This is a genomic window from Actinoplanes sandaracinus, from assembly GCF_030009775.1.
GTDB classification, from domain to species: domain Bacteria; phylum Actinomycetota; class Actinomycetes; order Mycobacteriales; family Micromonosporaceae; genus Actinoplanes; species Actinoplanes sandaracinus.
In genome coordinates this window covers 13,916-30,158 of sequence record NZ_JASCTH010000026.1, presented here as the reverse complement: position 1 = coordinate 30,158, position 16,243 = coordinate 13,916, and the positions used below count along the sequence as shown (strand labels likewise).

Genomic DNA, 16,243 nt, shown 5'->3' with positions numbered 1-16,243 from the left:
GTATTTCGGCGCGCGGCGGGAGGTATCCGGCTAAAGCCGCTTCATCGGCTGCTCGGCGTTCGGGAGACGGATCCCAGGTCGGCCGGTGACCGACGAGGTTCCCGCACGGTGGCCAGCAGCTCGATGTCGGCTTCGCTCATCGGACGCGCGAAGTGGAATCCCTGCGCGAACCGGTAGCCGGCCTGGTGCAGCCGTTCGGCCTGTTCAGCGGTCTCCACGCCCTCGGCGACGGCTTGCATCCGCAGCCCCTCGGTGATGCCGATCAGGCTGTCCACGATCACCGCCTGGGGGCTGTCGGTGGTCACCCCGTCGACGAATGACTTGTCCACCTTCAGCCAGCTGACCGGGCAGTGGACGAGCAGGCTCAGCGACGACTGGCCGGTGCCGAAGTCGTCCAGCGCGATGCTCAGGCCTTGGGCCGCCAGGGCCCGCACGACCTCCAGCGCCACGCCGGTGCCGAGCACCGCGGTCTCGGTGACCTCCACTACCAGCCGGGCCGGGTCCAGGCCGGCGGCCGACAGCACCGCCGCCATCTCGGCCGGGAATCCGGGCTCGCCCAGCTGGCGGGCCGACACGTTCACGCTCACCTTGGCCGGCGCGTCCGGGCCGAGCTCGCGCTCCCACCGGGCGGCCTGCTGAACGGCCTGTTCGACCACCCAGCGGCCGACCTCGACGATGTATCCGTTGCGCTCGGCCAGCGGGATGAACACGCCGGGGGAGATCAGCCCGTGTTTCGGGTGCCGCCAGCGGACGAGCGCCTCGACCCCGGCGAGCCCGCCGTGCGGCAGTTCGACGATCGGCTGGTAGAGCAGGAACAGCTCGTCACGGGCGATGGCCTGGCGCAGGTCGGCGGCGAGCCGGGCGTCGTCCGCGGCGAGCTGGTCCATGATCGGGTCGAACCAGGTCCACCGGCCGCCGCCCGCGGTCTTGGCGGCGTACATCGCCACGTCGGCGCGGCGCAGCAGTTCTCCTGCGGTGTCGTCGGGCCGGCTCGCGGTCAGGCCGACGCTGATCCGCGGCACCATCTCCAGGTCGCCCTCCAGCACCGGCGCCTGCACCACGGTGAGCAGTTCGCGCAGCAGGCCGTCGGTCTCCGCCGTGGACAGGCCGGGCAGCAGCAGGGTGAACTCGTCGCCGCCGAGCCGGGCCACGGTGTCCTCCGGGCGCAGCCGGTCGTGCAGGCGCCGGCTGATGGTCCGGAGCAGGGCGTCACCGGTGCTGTGCCCGTACCGGTCGTTGACGGTTTTGAAGTCGTCGAGGTCGAGCAGGGCGACCACGAACGGCTCGCCGGCGGCGAGCCGGGCGGAGATCTCGTCGGCGTACGCCGACCGGTTGCCGATCCCGGTGAGCTCGTCGTGCGTGATCTGGTGGTCGAGCTGCTTCTGGTACGCCTTGAGCTGGGTCAGGCTGGCGTCCACGGTGTCCAGCAGGCGGGCGTTGTCGCGCAGCGTGGTGAGCTGCCGGAGCACCACCAGCACGGTGACCGCGGTGGCCGCGAGCGCCAGCAGCAGGACCTCTCCACCGGCCGGCGCCACGAACCGCAGCACAGCCACGTAGAGCAGGCCGACCGAAAGGTAGGGGACCAGGCTGAACCGCCGTGCCACCGGCCGGGCCGGTGGTGGCGCGTCCCGCCGCAGGCGTTGCCGCCGGGCCGCGACGATGGTGGCGATCTCCGCCACCGGGAAGGCGACCATTCCGGTGGACAGGTAGGGCCGGTCGAGGATGAACGGCGCGATCGTCCCGGCGGCCGCGGCCATGGCGACCCCGGCGGAGAGCAGGTAGAGAGAACCCCGGTCCAGTCGGCCGGCTCCGGAGAACGCGACCTTCACGAAGGTGACCAGCGAGACCGCCGCCACGATGACGGTCACGATGACCGAGGGCGGGGTGGCGGTCGGCGACGAGGAGAAGTCGATGCGGCTCAGCGAGTAGTGCCAGACCAGCGTCCCGGCGATGATCATGGTGATGCCGGTGTCCAGGCCGAAACGCAGCCAGTCGCCGCTGGTCCGCCGCCAGGAGGGCAGCCGCAGCAGCGCTGTGAGGACCAGCGCCAGCGCGCACCCGAAGAGGATCTGGGTACGAACCGAGATGAGCTGCGACGGGACCGGGCCGCTCAGCGCGTCGTACATGGTGCTGAGCGCGCCCGGGACGAGGATGACGCAGGCGAGGCCGAGGCGTCCCCAGAACCGGCGGGTGTCCGCGTCGAGCCCCGCGCAGCAAGACGTCCGCCAGCACTCGTAGGTGGTCAGCGCCGACAGCGCCGGAATGGCGAGCCACGGCAGCATCGGCTGTCCCCAGACATGCCACAGCCCGGTGACGAACCAGCCCATCACGAACGTGATGAGGCCGAGCGCTGCCACCAACGCCGGATCGGGACGGCGCCGGGCGGGACGGAACGCGCTCTGGACGTGCATGGTGAGCTCATCGGATCCGGACCGCCGTGATGTAGCGAATGTCGACTCGATCCCATTCGGCCGGCGCCACCGGCTCGACCGGGCGGCCCGGCGGGGGGGTAGCCGGGCCGGAACCGGGGTAAGGCCCCGGCATGGAGCAGTTGCACTCGCTGACGGTGGTACGGCACGGCCTGAGCACCGGCAACGTCACCGCCCAGAACGCCGAGACCGGCGGCGCGGAGTTGATCGACATCCCGGAACGCGACGCCGACGTGCCGCTCGCGCCGACCGGCCGGGAGCAGGCCGAGGCGGTCGGCCGTCACCTGGCCGAGCACCCGCCGGAGCTGGCCGTGGTCTCGCCCTACCTGCGCACCCGGCAGACCGCCGAGATCGCGCTGGCCGGCAGCGGCGTTCCGGTCGTGGTGGACGAGCGCCTGCGGGACCGCGAGCTCGGTGTGCTCGATCTGCTCACCGCCCGCGGGGTGCAGGCCCGGTTCCCCGACGAGGCGCGCCGCCGGGAACGGCTCGGCAAGTTCTACTACCGGCCGCCGGGTGGTGAGTCCTGGGCCGACGTGCTGCTGCGGCTACGGGCCCTGCTGCGGGAGATCCGCGAGGACCATCCCGGGGGCCGGGTGGTCCTCTTCGCCCACGAGGCCACCGTGCTGATGGTGCGCTACCTCGCCGAGGGGATGAGCGAGGCCGACTTGATGGCGCTGGCCCGCCGCACCACCATCGCGAACTGTTCGATCAGCAGCTGGCGCGGCGAGGACGGCCGCCTCGAACGCGAGCTCTTCAACTCGGTCGCCCACCTGCGCCGTGCGGACGCCCCGCCGACCAGACAGGAGGACGTCAATGCCGAACCGGTCTGAGGAGCGGGTGGTCACGCCCCGGCTGCTGCGCGGCTGGCCGCTGCCGAACCCGGAGGGCGGCAAGACCGAGCGTGGCACCGTCCTGGTGGCCGGCGGCGCCCGCTGCACGCCGGGCGCGGTGCTGCTGGCCGGGGTGGCGGCGCTGCGGGCCGGCGCCGGCCGTCTGCAGCTCGTGGTGGCCGAGGAGTCCGCGGTCGCCCTCAGCGTCGCCGTGCCGGAGGCCAAGGTGGTCGGCCTGGGCCCGGACGGCGCCCCCTCCGACGACATCCTGGCGATGGCCGCGGAGGCCGACGTGATCGCGCTCGGCCCGGGCCTCGACGACATCGACAGCACGATCCGGCTGATGAGAGCGGTTCTCGGTGCCGCCGGACGGGACACCGCGGTGGTGCTGGACGCGTACGCCCTCGGCGCCCTCAGCAAGGACCCCGGCCTGCTGCCGCAGCGCCGGGCGGTGCTCACCCCCAACCTGGTCGAGGCCGGGCACCTGTTGGGCCGCGAGCCCGGCGACGATCTGGCCGCGGCGGCGTACGAACTGGCGTCTCGCCACGACGCGGTGGTCTCGCTCTACGGCCATATCGCCACCCCGGACGGAGAGTGCTGGCGCGAGGAGAGCGGCGACACCGGCCTCGGCACCTCGGGCAGCGGCGACGTCCGCGCGGGCATCGTGGCCGGCCTGCTCGGCCGGGGCGCCGAGCCGGCCCAGGCCGCCTGCTGGGCCGCCTTCGCCCACGCGGTCAGCGGTCAGCGGCTGGCTCCGAGGTACGGCCGGACGGGCTTCCTGGCCCGCGAGATCCTCGACGAGGTGCCGTCGACGATCGCCTCGGTCTGAGGCGGGAAGTGTCACACGAGCCGATCACCAGGAACAGCGGACCGCGAAGCCGGGAATCTGGTTGATGGGCTCGATGAGGACACTGTATTGCTTGACTCCAGGAAGGGCCCCGACCGCCTCCATGGTTCGACAATCAAAATCGGACGCTTCAACGGTCAGCCGAAACGAAGCGGGCAGACTGTTGCTCGCGCCGGATTCTTCGATTTTCTCGATCAAACCGGGTTCGTTCTTATGCATTTCCTTGTATCTGGCGAACGCTTCCTCGCCGGACTCGTAGCGTAGACCTCCCGTCGCGGAAGCCTTCTCCAATTCCGCCTGTATGGCGGTCTTCTGTGTTGCGGTTATCTCCTCCTCGAGGAAGAAGGCGACGCCGTAACGTTGTTCCGCGGGTTTGGTCCAGCCGGCCAATAGCAGACCTGACGTCGCCGCGCCGGCTCCGGCGATCAGCGCCACCAGCGCCACCGCGAGGTGGATGATCCATCGCCGTGGCGGTGCACTCGGATGCTGCGCGATTGGTGGTTGCTCGAGCGGCGAGAGGCCGGAACTTGAATAAGGGGTCGAATGGGACACGCCGGGGACTGTATCAGAGCAAGCCGATGCCCTCCTTGGCGGCACAGTATTCATTTGTCAGCCATTACCGATAATTGATGATCATATGCGATCGCATTTGCCGACCTCGGACGGGAGTCTTGCATTGAGTGCGTTGCGCGGGACCAGCCTCACCCTCTTGGCCGCCAACCGTTGTTCGTAGAGAAGTCGCCAATGCAAGAATCCTCCGCCGAGCACGATCGGCGAGCTCAGCCGTCGAAATGCTCCCAGTCGAGACCGATCTTGCGCAGGCGGCGCAACACGGACCGGTGCCGGGTGCCGACGTACACCTCGAACCAGTCGGCGTCGTCCGCGCCGAGCAGCACCACCGTGCCGGGCCCGGCGTAGAGCCGCGACCGCGCGCACGGCCAGCGCAGCGGGCGCAGCGGCACGCGCCGCAGCGGCGCGACGATCCGCCGGGCCTGCGCCCGGTCGGCGAAGGCCATCCCACCCTCGGCGAGACCGTCCGGCGGCCGGTCCATCGCCGCCCGAGCCAGAACCATGAGCATGAGGTACGCGGAAAGCCGCTCCCGCTCACGCAGTGGCTGATCGCTGAGCCCCTGGTAGTAGACATGAGGATCGTCCGCGCCCGCCTCGATCAGCACCTCGAACGTGCCGTCCGCGCTCTCCCCGATGATCGGCATCCCGGCCGGACCGCCGGGCGCGGGCTCCCCGTGGACCAGCAGTGAGCCGCCGTAGACCTCGGGCCGCCCGGCCGCCGCCCGGTGGAAGGCGCGCAACGGCTCCGGCTGTCCCCGCGCCGGCAGTGGTGTTCCCGGCGGGACTTCGGCGTACCAGTCGGCGACGAACATCTCCAGGGCCTTGACCGGGTCCTCGGGCAGCAGGTCCAGCCAGTCGGCGCCCGGCTGCTCGGCCGGGGTCCCGGCCAGGTCCAGCAGGTGCTCGGGCAGCGGGGTGTCCAGCCGCAGGTCGAGCCGGTGCAGCACCCCGCGGCGACGGCCCAGTGCGCTGACCCGCGCGGTACCCAGCGCCAGGCAGCCGTCGCCGAGCCGGGCGAACGCGTGCAGCGGGAGACCGTCGCCGCCGGTCAGGCGGCCCTCGATCAGGCGGGGGAACGGGCCGGAGACGGTCAGGTCCTCGGCGTTGCGCAGCCCTCTGGCGATCACGACGGTGGCGTCCGGACCGGCCGCGAACACGGTGTCCCCGGTCTCGCGGACCTTCGCCCCGGCGCCGGCGACGGCGACGGCATCCGCCTCACCTGCGACGGACCAGAGGCGGATCTCCACCGGCCCACGGTAGATGCCGCCCGCCAGCGCCGGCCCGCGAACCTGTGGTCAGCGGCCCGCGGGTGGCCTCCCCCTCGGCGGCCACCCGCGCGAGACTCCGACGTTAGCCGGTGCCGGCCCGAATCGCCCGGGCCCGAATCGCCGGGCCCGCACCGTGCTGTCACCGGCTCCCGCGCACGGGCCCGTGTCACCGTGGCAGCCGGCCGGACGGTGGCGGCCCGGCTCGCGACGGCGGCGTTCCACTCGCGTCGACCGCTTGCCGGAAGGCGGCCAGGGTGCGCCGGACGTCCTCCTCGCCGGTACGCCAGTTGCACACCGACAGCCGGATCGCCCGGCGCCCGCCCGCGGTCGTCCCGCTCAGCCAGGCCTCCCCGCTGTCGACCACGTGCCGCAGCACCCGGTCGGTCGTGGCGTCGTCACCGAAGCGGAACAGCACCTGGTTGATCACCACTTCGCCGATCACCTCGCAGCCGCGCAGCCCGGCCAGGCCCTCGGCGAACGTGCGGGCGTGCGCGCAGCAGCGCTGCACCAGGTCGGCGAGGCCCCGGCGGCCCAGCGACCGCAGCGCGGCGTAGACCGGGAAGCCGCGGGCCCGGCGGGAGAAGCCGGGCGTCCAGTCGATCGGATCCCGGGGGTCGCCCTCGCCTCCCTGCACCAGATAGTCGGCGGTCACGCTGACCGCGGCCCGGTGCGGCTCCGGGTGGGCGCAGAAGGCGATGCCGCTGTCGTACGGCACGTTCAGCCACTTGTGCGCGTCCAGCGCCCACGAGTCGGCCCGTTCCGCGCCCGCCGCCAGGTGCCGCAGCGCCGGGCTGGCCAGAACCCACAGCCCGAACGCGCCGTCGATGTGCAGCCACGCCCCGGCCGCCTCGGTCAGGTCGGCGATCGCCGTCAGATCGTCGAACGCGCCGGTGTTCACCTCGCCGGCCTGCGCGCAGACGATCGCCGGGACTCGGTCGGCCAGCACCTCCCGCAGCGCGGCCACGTCCATCCGCCCCGGCCCGTCGGCCGGCACCACGGTCAGCGTCGACGTGCCGAACCCGAGCAGCCGCAGCGCCCGGTCGATGGTGGCGTGCCGCCGGGCGCTCACCACGATCCGCAACCGTGGCGCCCCGGCCAGCCCGTCCTCCTCCACGTTCCACCCGGCCCGGCGCAGCATCGCGTGCCGGGCCGCGGCCAGGCAGGTGAGGTGGGCGGTCTGGCAGCCGGGGACGAACGCGTACGAACTGCCGGCCGGGAAGCCGAACAGGTCCCGGAGCCACTCGCCGGCCACCTCCTCGGCGACCGACGCGGCCGGTCCGCAGGCGTACAGCCCGGCGTTCTGGTCCCAGACCGTGGTGAGCCAGTCGGCGGCGACCGCGGCCGGCAGTCCGCCGCCGATGACGAATCCGAAGTAGCGCCCGGACGGAATCGCCACCAGGCCGGGTTCGGCGGCCCGGGCGAGTTCCTCGATCACGGTGAGCGGGTGCACCGGTTCGTCCGGCAGCGGCAGCCCGAGCCGCTCGCGTAGCTCGGCCAGGGTCACCGTCTCGCCGACCGGACGCCGGTCCAGGCCGTCCAGCCAGTCGACGGCGATCTCCGCCGTCCGGGTCAGCACCTCGTCGAACTCGTCGCCCATCGGCTCACCGTAAGCCCGGCTGGTCACCGCCGCCGGTCGGATTTCGGCCCCGCCCCCGGTCAGCCCTCTTCGTGATCGGTGGCGCGGGCCGCGCAGAGGAACGCGCCGCCGACCGCGAACGCCCCCAGCACGGCCAGCGAGATCTGGGTCTCGTGATCGACCTGCCGGGCGTAGGCGGCCTGGTCGATCACCACTTCCCGCTCGTGGTCGACCAGCACGTACTCGTCGCCGCGCCGCTGTGGTGTCCCGTCCAGCGCCAGGAACGCGAGCACCAGCGCCAGCCAGAACCCGAAGAACGCCAGCGCCGCGACGACCGCCGCCCACACCGGCACGTGCGGAGGCACCCAGGAGGCGAGCCTCCACAGCCGGCGCGGCTGCCGCGTCTGATAGCCGCGCCGGTTCGCCAGGATCCCGGCGGCGAAGCCCGGGACGGTCAGGAGTGCGGAGAACCCCACCGCGATCGCGGTGATCACCGGTCGTGCCCCGGCGGCGAGGGCCACGATGAGCCCGGCCGACCACAGGACGCCGGCCCCGCACACCAGGCTCAGACCCATGAGGCCGCGTTGCGTGATCATCACTGCCAGACGCTAATGTCCCGCTGTGCGCCCTGGGGTGGTTTCACCCCGATCTGGTGGAGATCGGCACCGGTGAACCGTGGGCCACGGGCGCGCCGATCTGAGCGAATCGCCCGCGCCGCCCGCTCGCCGTTCCTACAGTCAGGGGATGCTCACCCGCGCCGTCCTCGCTCCGCTGCTGTTCGCCGTCCTGCTGCTGGGCGCGCCGCCCCCGGCGGCCGCGGCGCCCGGGCCGCCGCCGTTGCACCAGGGCTGGATCGTCACGCAGGTGAACCCGGCCCGCTGTCTGACCGGCGGTCCGGCCGGCACGGTCCTGCACACGACCGTGTGTGATCGCGGGAACAAGGCGCAGGACTTCTACCAGACCAGCGAGGGTCATTTCACCCACGGTGAGAACTGCGTCGAGCCAAACGCCATCGGCTCCAAGGTGCTGGTGGCGGCCTGTTCCTACCAGCCCGCGCAGAGTTGGTCGTTCGCCACCACGCTGCAGGCCGGCGGGCAGAAGGGGCGGTGTGTCACCGAACTGTCGGTCGACGAGTCAGGCGTGGGCAAGGTGCGTCTCCGTGACTGCACCGGGGCCGCCGGCCAGAATTGGCGCTCCGTCGTCCCCTGGTGACTCCGGCCCGCCGGCAGGCGATATTCAAGGGCGTGATGGCGGGCACCCGCCCACGCCCGCGCCGCTGTTGAAACGAGAGGTTTCCCGGCACTGCCGTATGGAGAGCCACGCACTGAAGGCGTACTCTGGGTTCTCCGCGCGATTTTCTCGGCGCGGACGGAAAGAACCACTATCAGAATACGGCCTGGGGGGCAGGGTGTCAAGTCTGTCAAGCTTTTCGGCGACGGATTCCTCGGCGGCGTTCGCGGAGGAGCAGGACCACGTCACGATGCTCTACCACCGGCTCGACGAGATGCGCGACCGGGTGCGCGACCACCTCGCCGGCCAGTGGCGCCAGGCCGGCGGCACCCCGCAGGCGCGGTCCCAGCGGGACACCGCCGCCCGCGGCTACGCCGAACGCCTCGCCCGTTACGAGGCCGTCGAGCAGGGTCTCTGCTTCGGCCGGCTCGACCCGTGCGACGGCGCTCCGCTGCACATCGGCCGGATCGGCATCCACGACCCCGAGCGGCCGCTGCTGGTCGACTGGCGCGCGGCGGCGGCCCGGCCCTTCTACGTGGCGACGGCCGTCACCTCGTACGGCATCAGCCGCCGCCGTCATATCCGCACCCGCGGCCGTACCGTCACCGGCCTGGACGACGAGATCCTCGGCGCGGACGCCGCCGCGGCCGCCGCCGGCGGGCCGCTGGTGGGCGAGGCCGCGCTGATCGCCGCCCTCGACACGCACCGCACCGGCCGGATGCGCGACATCGTCGAGACGATCCAGGCGGAGCAGGACCGGGTGATCCGTTCCGCGGCCGGCGGCGTGCTCGTGGTGCAGGGCGGCCCCGGCACCGGCAAGACCGCGGTCGCCCTGCACCGGGCCGCCTACCTGCTCTACACCTACCGGGAACAGCTCAGTGCCCGCGGTGTGCTGATCATCGGCCCGAACCCGACGTTCCTGCGGTACATCTCCCAGGTGTTGCCGTCACTGGCCGAGACCGGTGTGCTGCTGGCCACGCCCGGCGACCTCTTTCCCGGAGTCGTCGCCCGGCGGACGGAGCCGGCGGAGGTGGCCGAGGTGAAGGGCCGGGCCGAGATGGTGGACTTCCTGGTGCAGGGTCTCCGGGACCGGCAGCGGGTGCCCCTGACGCCGATCGAGATCGAGGTGGATCGGCACGTCCTGCGTCTCGACCGGTACGACTGCGAGCCGGCCCGGCGCCGGGCCCGCGACTCCGGCCTGTTGCACAACCTGGCCCGGCCGATCTTCGTCGCCGGGGTGCTGGACGTGCTGGCCGCCCAGATCGCCGAGCGGATCGGCGACGACCCGTTCTGGGACGACCCGCTCGGCGAGGACGACGCGCCCGGAACACCCAACGTGCTCGACGACGCCGACCTGGCCGACCTCCGCGCCGACCTGGCCGCCGATCCGGCGGTGCGGGCGGTCCTCGACGACCTGTGGCCGGTCCTCACCCCGGAGGAGTTCCTCACCGGCCTGTACGCGACGACCACCCGCGCCGAGCTGCGCCGTGCGCCGGGCGGCGGCTGGACCCCGGCCGACGTGCCGCTGCTGGACGAGGCGGCGGAACTGCTCGGCGAGGACGACCGGGCGGCGCGGGCCCGCGAGGAACGGCGACGGCGCAGACGCCTGGAGTACGCCCAGGGCGTCCTGGACATCAGCGCCGGCTCCAAGTCGTACGAGGCGGAGGACGACGTCGAGGCGGAGATCCCGAACGTCGCGGACGTGATGGAGGCCGAGATGCTGGCCGAACGGTACGCCGACCGGGAGTCGCTGCCGGCCGCCGAGCGCGCGGCGGCGGACCGCTCCTGGGCGTTCGGGCACGTGATCGTCGACGAGGCGCAGGAGATCAGCCCGATGGCGTGGCGGCTGCTGATGCGGCGCTGCCCGAGCCGGTCCATGACGGTCGTCGGCGACCTGGCTCAGACCGGTTCGCTCGGCGGGTGCGTGTCGTGGGGGCAGGTGCTGTCCCCGTACGTCGCGGATCGCTGGCGCCTCGCCGAGCTGACCGTGAGTTACCGGACGCCCGCCGAGATCATGGCGTACGCCGGCCGTCTCCTCGCCGACGCCGACCCGCCGATCGACCTGCCCCGCCCGGTCCGTTCCACCGGCGTCGAGCCGCGGGAGGAGGTCGGCGACGCGGCTCGCCTCGCGGAGCTGGTGGGGGAGGCGGGCGCCGGAAGTCTCGCCGTGATCGTCCCGCGGGGGCGCCGGGCCAAGGTCGCGGCCGCCCTCCCCGGCCTGGGGCAGGACCTGGAGGAACCGGCGGTGCTGCTCACCGTCACGCAGGCGAAGGGCCTGGAGTTCGACACCGTGGTGCTGGTCGACCCGGAGCTGATCCGCGCCGAGTCACCGCGCGGCGTCAGCGACCTCTACGTGGCTCTGACCCGCGCCACCCAGCGCCTCACGGTGTTCCGTTTCGGCCCCGGTTGAGCACCACCAGATAGCGGCAGGGCTGGTCGGTGACGTTCTGATAGGTGCCGGGGGCGGGTGTGCCGAGGGTCAGGCAGTCCCCGGCCTCCAGTTCGTGATCCACCGCACCCTCACGGAAGCGCAGCCGGCCGGCCAGCACCCAGATCTGATGATCCGCCAGCGCGTACGACTCGGCCGGGTACGACACCTCCGCGCCGGCCGGCAGTTCGACCTCCACCAGTTGGACCGGGCTGCCGGCCGGCGACACCGAACGACGCCGGTAGCCGGTCCTGGGGTCGGTCCAGAGGATCTGGTCGGCATGCCGCGCCAGTCGTGGTGTCGCGCCCTCGGTCCGGGCGAAGAGCTCCGAGAGGGTCAGGCCGAGCGCGGCGCTGAGCCGGCCCAGGAGCGCGGCGGTCGGCTGCACCTCGGCGCGCTCGATCTTCGCGATCATCGCCCGGGAGACGCCGGACGACTCGGCAAGCGCGTTCACCGAGAGGTTCAGGTCGGTGCGCGCGGCCCGCACGGTGGCGGCGAGATCAGCGGTCAGACGATCCGTCATGATGTCACTATAGTGGCCGTTCTCGTCTACTGTAGTGACATGCTGCCGACGATCCGCGATGCCGAGCCGAGTGACGCCGCCGCCTGCGCGGCCATCTACCGGCCGTTCGTGCTGGACACCGCCATCTCCTTCGAGACCGAGCCGCCGACACCGGCGGAGATGGCCACGCGGATCAGCGCGGCCGTCCGGTCACACGCCTGGCTGGTGGCCGAGGCTGGCGGCGAGACCATCGGTTATGCCTACGCCGGCCCGTTCGCCGCCCGTCCGGCCTATCGCTGGTCCTGTGAGGTCAGCGTCTATCTGGAGACGGGGCGCCGGCGCACCGGCGCGGGCCGTGCCCTCTACGAGGCGCTCCTGCCGAGGCTGATCGACCGCGGTTACCGGGTCGCGGTGGCGAAGATGACGCTGCCCAACGACGCGAGCATGGGGCTGCACACGGCGCTGGGCTTCCGTCAGGTCGGAGTGCACCGGCGCATCGGCTGGAAGAACGGCGCCTGGCACGACGTCGCCATCGTCCAGCGTGAACTGATCGACGGGTGCGAGCCTCCGGTCGAACCGCGATAGCGGCGCCCGGTCAGGCCGGCCTGGTGCGGCGCCGCGGGGTGTGCCGGCGATAGACGCTGACCGTCGGGTCGCCTTTCAGCCAGAAGCGCCAGGCGACGTCGTGCGCGGCGGTCACACCCACCCGTGGGCCGGCCTCGATCAACTCGTCCGGCACCGGCTCGCGTGGCGGGCTCATCGTCATCGGCCCGGTCCCGTCGACCACCGACGTGCCGTAGGCCGACGAGTCCAGCGCAAGCACCTGCGTCAGCTTGGCCGGCCCGGACGCCAGGTCGCGGTCCCTCCCGGCGGCCGGACGACGCTCGCGGGCGAGCTCGAGGCCGTCGACCACCTCGCCGGCCCGGAGCAGGACGGCCGCGGCCACGCCCTCCTCGCCGCAGACGATGTTCAGGCACCGGTACATCCCGTAGATCTGGTAGACGTAGAGCCGCCCGGCCGGCCCGAACATCACCGCGTTGCGGTTGGTGACGCCACGGTGCGCGTGACTGGCCGGGTCCGTGCCGAGGCCGCTGTAGGCCTCCACCTCGGTGAGCCGCACGGTCACGCCGTTCGCGGTCAGTCGCCAGCCGAGCATCGTCCGGGCGGCCACGTCGACCCGCGCCGCCGGCAGCGTCAGCCAGGGATGTGTCATCGTGCAAGCCAAGCACATCGCCGCGGACGGCCGCCGGACCGAGGTCATCGGGTGTGGCGTGCCGAGGTGGGGCAATCGCCGCCGGGGTCGACGGCGGCGAGGATCCGGCGGCCGATCTCGTGCAACTGCCTGACCTGTGCCTTGGTGAGCGAGTCGAAGATCAGGCCGCGCACGTTCTCGACGTGGCCGGGCGCCGCGGCGACCACGGTGTCCCAGCCGTCGCCGGTGAGCGTCGCGAGGGTGTAGCGGCCGTCCGCCGGGTCGGGGGAGCGGCGCACCCAGCCCCGTTTCTCCAGGCGCCCGACGGCCTGCGAGAGCCGGGCCAGGGACCCCTCGGCGAGGATGGCGAGGGAGCTCATCCGCAGGGTGTGCTCCGGCGCCTCGGAGAGGCCGGCGAGGATGCCGTACTCGAAATGGCTGAGGCCGGAATCGCGCTGCAACTGTGTGTCGAGCGCGGTGGGCAGGCGCATCATGACGCCCATCAGGGTCATCTAGGTGGCACGCTCTTCGCTGGTCAGCCAGCGTGGCTCAGATAGCTGGCCGCCGCCGGCATGACCTGGACCGAGGACTTCAGCGCCGGTGCGGTGAAGGCGATCGGCGCCGCGGAGGCGCTGGGTGCGATCGGCCTCATCCTGCCCGCGGTGACCGGCGTCGCCCCGGTGCTGGTGCCGCTGGCCGCCACCGGCCTGGCCCTCGCCATGATCGGCGCCGCGGTCGTGCACGCCCGCCGCGGCGAGACGCAGGCGATGGCGATGGCGCCGAGCGTGGTGCTGCTGATCCTGACCGTGGTGGTCGCCTGGGGCCGGTTCGGCCCGTACGCCTTCTGATCCACGAGGCGCCCGTGCGCCGCCGGTGCGGATCGCTGATCATATCGATATAGTTCGTCGCCTCGGGAGCGGGGCGGGGAGCGAATCATGCGGCATGCAGGGGAAACGCCGGGCGGTCCAGCGGGCGCACCGGGCGACGACGGTGAGGTGGGCGGGCTCGGCGCGCGGCTCGTCGCGCTCGGCGGCCTCGAACTGGGCGAGTTCGACGCCGTCCCGGCCGGGCCGGACGGTCGCCGCGACGGCGGGGCGGGCTCCGGCCGTACCGCGGAGAACGAGGCGGCCCCGCGGCGCCGGGCCCTGGTGATCTCGGCGGTGGTCGCGGTCGCCGTCCTGGGGTTCTTCGGGACCGCGGCGTATCTGTTCGTCAACATCGGCGGCACCTCGCCGGCGGCGTCCCCGCCGCTGCCGCCGCGCAAGCCCTCGGCGAGCGCCACCGAGGGCGGCGTCGCGGCTGGTCCGCGGGCCGCCGGCCACGGTGTGCGCGGGGAGGAGGACCTGCACCGGGTCTGCGAGGACTGGTTCTACCCGTCCGCGCCGAAGTTCCGCGGCGAGGGGCCGAACCCGGTGGTGATCAGCGAGCGGGCCGCCCCCGAGGCCGAGTACCGCACGGTGCGCACGCTGAACCAGGCGGCGTTCTCCGGACCGGCCGCGCAACGCCGAACGTGGGCGCCCGAGCCCGCGCAGGCACGGCTCGTGGTCTGCCTGGACGTGATCGGCGCGGGCAAGCCGATCCGGGACTGCGCGTCCGGCTCGAAGACGCTGCCGCTGGTGGAGGGCAGGTACCGGATGACCGTCTACGAGGTGGCCACCCACCGCAAGGTGGCCGAGAAGGACCTTACCGGCGCCGACCGGGCCTGCCCGTTCGTGATCCTGAGCAGCGCCGGGAACCAGCTCCACAGTGCGGTGAAGGACCGGCAGTTGCTCGACCTGCTGCGCGAGAGCGTCGAGGGCTGAGTCCTCCTCAGGTGGCGCCGCTGTCGGCCCAGCCCAGGAACCGGTCGTAGAGGTCGGCGGGCGGGCCGCCGTTGCCTCCGTGCCAGTCGTCGATCGCCTCCAGCATGCACGAGCCGAGATAGACCGCGAGGCCGTGCGGAAACGTCTGGTACTGCTCGGCCAGCTCGACCTTCGCGGTGGCGCACGGCCACGGCCGGCCGCAGACCCGGCAGTCCCAGGACGGGCGCTCACCGACGTGTTCGGTCCGCGGTACCAGCATTCCACCCTCACCAAGAGCGATTCGGCGACTACACGATGGAGACTCGCGTGCCTTAGGCTCGGGCTCAAGCCGGACCGGCGAGAATCCCGGAAATGGATTCCCGCCGTCTCGTACGAGACATCAGGATCGTCTCGTTCGATACAACCGGACAGCTGGCGGACACCGGGAGACCGAGGACATGAACGAGACGGGCTCGACCGTGCCGAGGCGGCAGGTCGGCCGGTTGCTGCGTCAGTTACGCGAGCAGGCCGGCATCTCCCTGATGGCGGCCGCGAGCGAGCTGGAGTTCTCCCGCGCCCGCATGTACCGGATCGAGAACGGCGAGGTCCCGGTCCGCAAGCACGACGTGATCGCCATGTGCGGGGTCTACACGGCCCCGGCCCACATGACCGAGGTGCTGATCGGGCTGGCCGCCGAGTCCAAGGCCAAAGGCTGGTGGCACGCGTACGGCGACGTGGTCCCGGCCTGGTTCGAGCTCTATGTCGGCATGGAGCAGGCGGCGTCCCGGCTGCGCTCGTTCGCCCCCAGCGTGATCCCCGGTCTACTACAGACCAGGGAGTACGCCGAGGCCGTCTTCCGTGGCTGGCACGGCGACGACGCCGAGGCCGTCGCCAACGCCGTGGCCGTCCGGCTGGAACGGCAGTCGCTGCTCAGCCGGCGGCTGCCCGAGGCGCCCCGGCTCGACGTGATCGTCGATGAGGGCGTGCTGCGCCGGGCCATCCCAGACACCCTCGGCATGCAGAAGCAACTGGCCCATCTGGTCAACGTGTCGACCCGGCCGAACGTCGGGGTGCGCGTGATCCCGTTCGCGGCCGGCCCGCACAAGGCGGTCGGCTCCGGGCAGTTCACCGTCCTCGAGTTCCCGGCCGTCGGCACCGCCTCGCCGGAACCGACCACCATCTATTGCGAGAGCCTCACCGGGGCGCTCTACCTGGATAAGCTCGCGGAGGTGGAGACGTACGAGTCGATCTGGGGCGAACTCGAAGTGAACGCCTTGAACCAGGCCGATTCCGACGATCTCATCCGTACGATCATCGAGGAGAGCGATGGCTGATCTCACGGGTGCCGTCTGGCACAAGAGCACTCGCAGCGGCGGCAACGGGGGCGACTGTGTCGAGGTCGCCGGCAATCTTCCCGGCATCGTCGCCATCCGTGACACCAAGGACCCCGGCGGCGCCACCCTCGTGTTCACCCGCGAGGAGTGGGGCGTCTTCCTGGCCGGAGTGCGGGCCGGCGAGTTCGACCTTTAGGACTCGGTGAGCCTGTCCTTAAGGAATCCTTTCCGAGGCTGTCGCCGCCGTGCCGCTCGC

At 72.3% G+C, this 16,243-nt stretch carries 18 protein-coding genes; 9 read left to right on the top strand and 9 right to left on the bottom strand.

The window, feature by feature from the left end:
* Positions 1 to 41 precede the first annotated feature (41 nt).
* Positions 42 to 2,411: a putative bifunctional diguanylate cyclase/phosphodiesterase gene (locus tag QLQ12_RS33365; RefSeq protein WP_282764686.1), complete on the bottom strand. Its 2,370-nt coding sequence runs from the start codon at positions 2,409 to 2,411 to the stop codon at positions 42 to 44.
* 131 nt (positions 2,412 to 2,542) lie between these two features.
* Between QLQ12_RS33365 and QLQ12_RS33360 the strand changes: the two genes are divergently transcribed.
* Complete coding sequence (locus QLQ12_RS33360; protein WP_282764684.1) at positions 2,543 to 3,259, top strand: histidine phosphatase family protein; 717 nt, start codon at positions 2,543 to 2,545, stop codon at positions 3,257 to 3,259.
* Complete coding sequence (locus QLQ12_RS33355; protein WP_282764682.1) at positions 3,243 to 4,088, top strand: NAD(P)H-hydrate dehydratase; 846 nt, start codon at positions 3,243 to 3,245, stop codon at positions 4,086 to 4,088. The genes QLQ12_RS33360 and QLQ12_RS33355 overlap by 17 nt, the downstream gene beginning before the upstream one ends.
* Positions 4,089 to 4,112: 24 nt before the next feature.
* Here QLQ12_RS33355 and QLQ12_RS33350 read toward each other — a convergent pair whose 3' ends face one another.
* The 4 genes from QLQ12_RS33350 to QLQ12_RS33335 all read right to left on the bottom strand — a co-directional run bounded on the left by QLQ12_RS33350 (position 4,113) and on the right by QLQ12_RS33335 (position 8,116).
* Positions 4,113 to 4,658 carry a permease-like cell division protein FtsX gene (locus QLQ12_RS33350; protein ID WP_282764680.1) on the bottom strand — a complete coding sequence of 182 codons (546 nt, stop codon included), beginning with the start codon at positions 4,656 to 4,658 and terminating at the stop codon, positions 4,113 to 4,115.
* A gap of 227 nt (positions 4,659 to 4,885) precedes the next feature.
* On the bottom strand, positions 4,886 to 5,923 hold the full coding sequence (locus QLQ12_RS33345) for a hypothetical protein (RefSeq protein WP_282764678.1): 1,038 nt from the start codon (positions 5,921 to 5,923) through the stop codon (positions 4,886 to 4,888).
* A 187-nt stretch (positions 5,924 to 6,110) separates the two neighbouring features.
* On the bottom strand, positions 6,111 to 7,541 hold the full coding sequence (locus QLQ12_RS33340) for a pyridoxal phosphate-dependent decarboxylase family protein (protein ID WP_282764676.1): 1,431 nt from the start codon (positions 7,539 to 7,541) through the stop codon (positions 6,111 to 6,113).
* Between the two features lie 59 nt (positions 7,542 to 7,600).
* Positions 7,601 to 8,116 carry a hypothetical protein gene (locus tag QLQ12_RS33335; RefSeq protein WP_282764827.1) on the bottom strand — a complete coding sequence of 172 codons (516 nt, stop codon included), beginning with the start codon at positions 8,114 to 8,116 and terminating at the stop codon, positions 7,601 to 7,603.
* 148 nt (positions 8,117 to 8,264) lie between these two features.
* On the opposite strand from QLQ12_RS33335, the gene QLQ12_RS33330 reads away from it, so the two are divergent.
* Both QLQ12_RS33330 and QLQ12_RS33325 read left to right on the top strand, forming a co-directional pair.
* Complete coding sequence (locus tag QLQ12_RS33330) at positions 8,265 to 8,732, top strand: RICIN domain-containing protein (protein WP_282764674.1); 468 nt, start codon at positions 8,265 to 8,267, stop codon at positions 8,730 to 8,732.
* A gap of 268 nt (positions 8,733 to 9,000) precedes the next feature.
* On the top strand, positions 9,001 to 11,160 hold the full coding sequence (locus tag QLQ12_RS33325; RefSeq protein WP_282764826.1) for a HelD family protein: 2,160 nt from the start codon (positions 9,001 to 9,003) through the stop codon (positions 11,158 to 11,160).
* Here the strand turns inward: QLQ12_RS33325 and QLQ12_RS33320 are convergent.
* Positions 11,132 to 11,701 carry a helix-turn-helix domain-containing protein gene (locus tag QLQ12_RS33320; protein WP_282764672.1) on the bottom strand — a complete coding sequence of 190 codons (570 nt, stop codon included), beginning with the start codon at positions 11,699 to 11,701 and terminating at the stop codon, positions 11,132 to 11,134. The genes QLQ12_RS33325 and QLQ12_RS33320 overlap by 29 nt on opposite strands.
* A 39-nt stretch (positions 11,702 to 11,740) precedes the next feature.
* Between QLQ12_RS33320 and QLQ12_RS33315 the strand changes: the two genes are divergently transcribed.
* Positions 11,741 to 12,265: a GNAT family N-acetyltransferase gene (locus QLQ12_RS33315; RefSeq protein WP_282764670.1), complete on the top strand. Its 525-nt coding sequence runs from the start codon at positions 11,741 to 11,743 to the stop codon at positions 12,263 to 12,265.
* Positions 12,266 to 12,275: 10 nt separating this feature from the next.
* On the opposite strand, the gene QLQ12_RS33310 is transcribed toward QLQ12_RS33315, so the two are convergent.
* Both QLQ12_RS33310 and QLQ12_RS33305 read right to left on the bottom strand, forming a co-directional pair.
* A complete protein-coding gene (locus QLQ12_RS33310) occupies positions 12,276 to 12,893 on the bottom strand; it encodes a DNA-3-methyladenine glycosylase (protein ID WP_282764668.1) in 618 nt (205 codons plus the stop codon).
* Between the two features lie 44 nt (positions 12,894 to 12,937).
* Positions 12,938 to 13,384, bottom strand: coding sequence for a MarR family winged helix-turn-helix transcriptional regulator (locus QLQ12_RS33305; protein ID WP_282764666.1), 447 nt, complete (start codon positions 13,382 to 13,384; stop codon positions 12,938 to 12,940).
* Between the two features lie 60 nt (positions 13,385 to 13,444).
* Between QLQ12_RS33305 and QLQ12_RS33300 the strand changes: the two genes are divergently transcribed.
* Positions 13,445 to 13,720 carry a DoxX family protein gene (locus QLQ12_RS33300; protein ID WP_282764664.1) on the top strand — a complete coding sequence of 92 codons (276 nt, stop codon included), beginning with the start codon at positions 13,445 to 13,447 and terminating at the stop codon, positions 13,718 to 13,720.
* 87 nt (positions 13,721 to 13,807) lie between these two features.
* Positions 13,808 to 14,674 (top strand): hypothetical protein, encoded by an 867-nt coding sequence (locus tag QLQ12_RS33295; RefSeq protein WP_282764662.1) that lies wholly within the window; start codon positions 13,808 to 13,810, stop codon positions 14,672 to 14,674.
* Between the two features lie 7 nt (positions 14,675 to 14,681).
* Here the strand turns inward: QLQ12_RS33295 and QLQ12_RS33290 are convergent, their stop codons facing one another.
* Entirely contained in the window at positions 14,682 to 14,933 is a 252-nt protein-coding gene (locus QLQ12_RS33290) for a hypothetical protein (protein WP_282764660.1), read from the bottom strand.
* A 178-nt stretch (positions 14,934 to 15,111) separates the two neighbouring features.
* Here QLQ12_RS33290 and QLQ12_RS33285 point away from each other — a divergent pair, with 178 nt between their 5' ends.
* Both QLQ12_RS33285 and QLQ12_RS33280 read left to right on the top strand, forming a co-directional pair.
* Positions 15,112 to 15,987 (top strand): helix-turn-helix domain-containing protein, encoded by an 876-nt coding sequence (locus QLQ12_RS33285; protein ID WP_282764658.1) that lies wholly within the window; start codon positions 15,112 to 15,114, stop codon positions 15,985 to 15,987.
* The gene (locus tag QLQ12_RS33280; RefSeq protein WP_282764657.1) at positions 15,980 to 16,183 is read left to right on the top strand and encodes a DUF397 domain-containing protein; all 204 of its coding nucleotides are present in this window, start codon (positions 15,980 to 15,982) and stop codon (positions 16,181 to 16,183) included. Before QLQ12_RS33285 ends, QLQ12_RS33280 begins: the two co-directional genes overlap by 8 nt.
* The last annotated feature ends 60 nt before the right edge of the window (positions 16,184 to 16,243 follow it).

Excerpts from the sequence above, each read along its gene's own strand:
- QLQ12_RS33330 (WP_282764674.1), top strand. The coding sequence starts at position 8,265 with ATGCTCACCCGCGCCGTCCTCGCTCCGCTGCTGTTCGCCGTCCTGCTG.
- QLQ12_RS33295 (WP_282764662.1), top strand. The coding sequence starts at position 13,808 with ATGCGGCATGCAGGGGAAACGCCGGGCGGTCCAGCGGGCGCACCGGGC.
- QLQ12_RS33325 (WP_282764826.1), top strand. The coding sequence starts at position 9,001 with ATGCTCTACCACCGGCTCGACGAGATGCGCGACCGGGTGCGCGACCAC.
- QLQ12_RS33335 (WP_282764827.1), bottom strand. The coding sequence starts at position 8,116 with ATGATCACGCAACGCGGCCTCATGGGTCTGAGCCTGGTGTGCGGGGCC.
- QLQ12_RS33355 (WP_282764682.1), top strand. The coding sequence starts at position 3,243 with ATGCCGAACCGGTCTGAGGAGCGGGTGGTCACGCCCCGGCTGCTGCGC.
- QLQ12_RS33285 (WP_282764658.1), top strand. The coding sequence starts at position 15,112 with ATGAACGAGACGGGCTCGACCGTGCCGAGGCGGCAGGTCGGCCGGTTG.
- QLQ12_RS33305 (WP_282764666.1), bottom strand. The coding sequence starts at position 13,384 with ATGACCCTGATGGGCGTCATGATGCGCCTGCCCACCGCGCTCGACACA.
- QLQ12_RS33315 (WP_282764670.1), top strand. The coding sequence starts at position 11,741 with ATGCTGCCGACGATCCGCGATGCCGAGCCGAGTGACGCCGCCGCCTGC.
- QLQ12_RS33340 (WP_282764676.1), bottom strand. The coding sequence starts at position 7,541 with ATGGGCGACGAGTTCGACGAGGTGCTGACCCGGACGGCGGAGATCGCC.
- QLQ12_RS33365 (WP_282764686.1), bottom strand. The coding sequence starts at position 2,411 with ATGCACGTCCAGAGCGCGTTCCGTCCCGCCCGGCGCCGTCCCGATCCG.
- QLQ12_RS33280 (WP_282764657.1), top strand. The coding sequence starts at position 15,980 with ATGGCTGATCTCACGGGTGCCGTCTGGCACAAGAGCACTCGCAGCGGC.
- QLQ12_RS33360 (WP_282764684.1), top strand. The coding sequence starts at position 2,543 with ATGGAGCAGTTGCACTCGCTGACGGTGGTACGGCACGGCCTGAGCACC.
- QLQ12_RS33320 (WP_282764672.1), bottom strand. The coding sequence starts at position 11,701 with ATGACGGATCGTCTGACCGCTGATCTCGCCGCCACCGTGCGGGCCGCG.
- QLQ12_RS33300 (WP_282764664.1), top strand. The coding sequence starts at position 13,445 with ATGACCTGGACCGAGGACTTCAGCGCCGGTGCGGTGAAGGCGATCGGC.
- QLQ12_RS33310 (WP_282764668.1), bottom strand. The coding sequence starts at position 12,893 with ATGACACATCCCTGGCTGACGCTGCCGGCGGCGCGGGTCGACGTGGCC.
- QLQ12_RS33290 (WP_282764660.1), bottom strand. The coding sequence starts at position 14,933 with ATGCTGGTACCGCGGACCGAACACGTCGGTGAGCGCCCGTCCTGGGAC.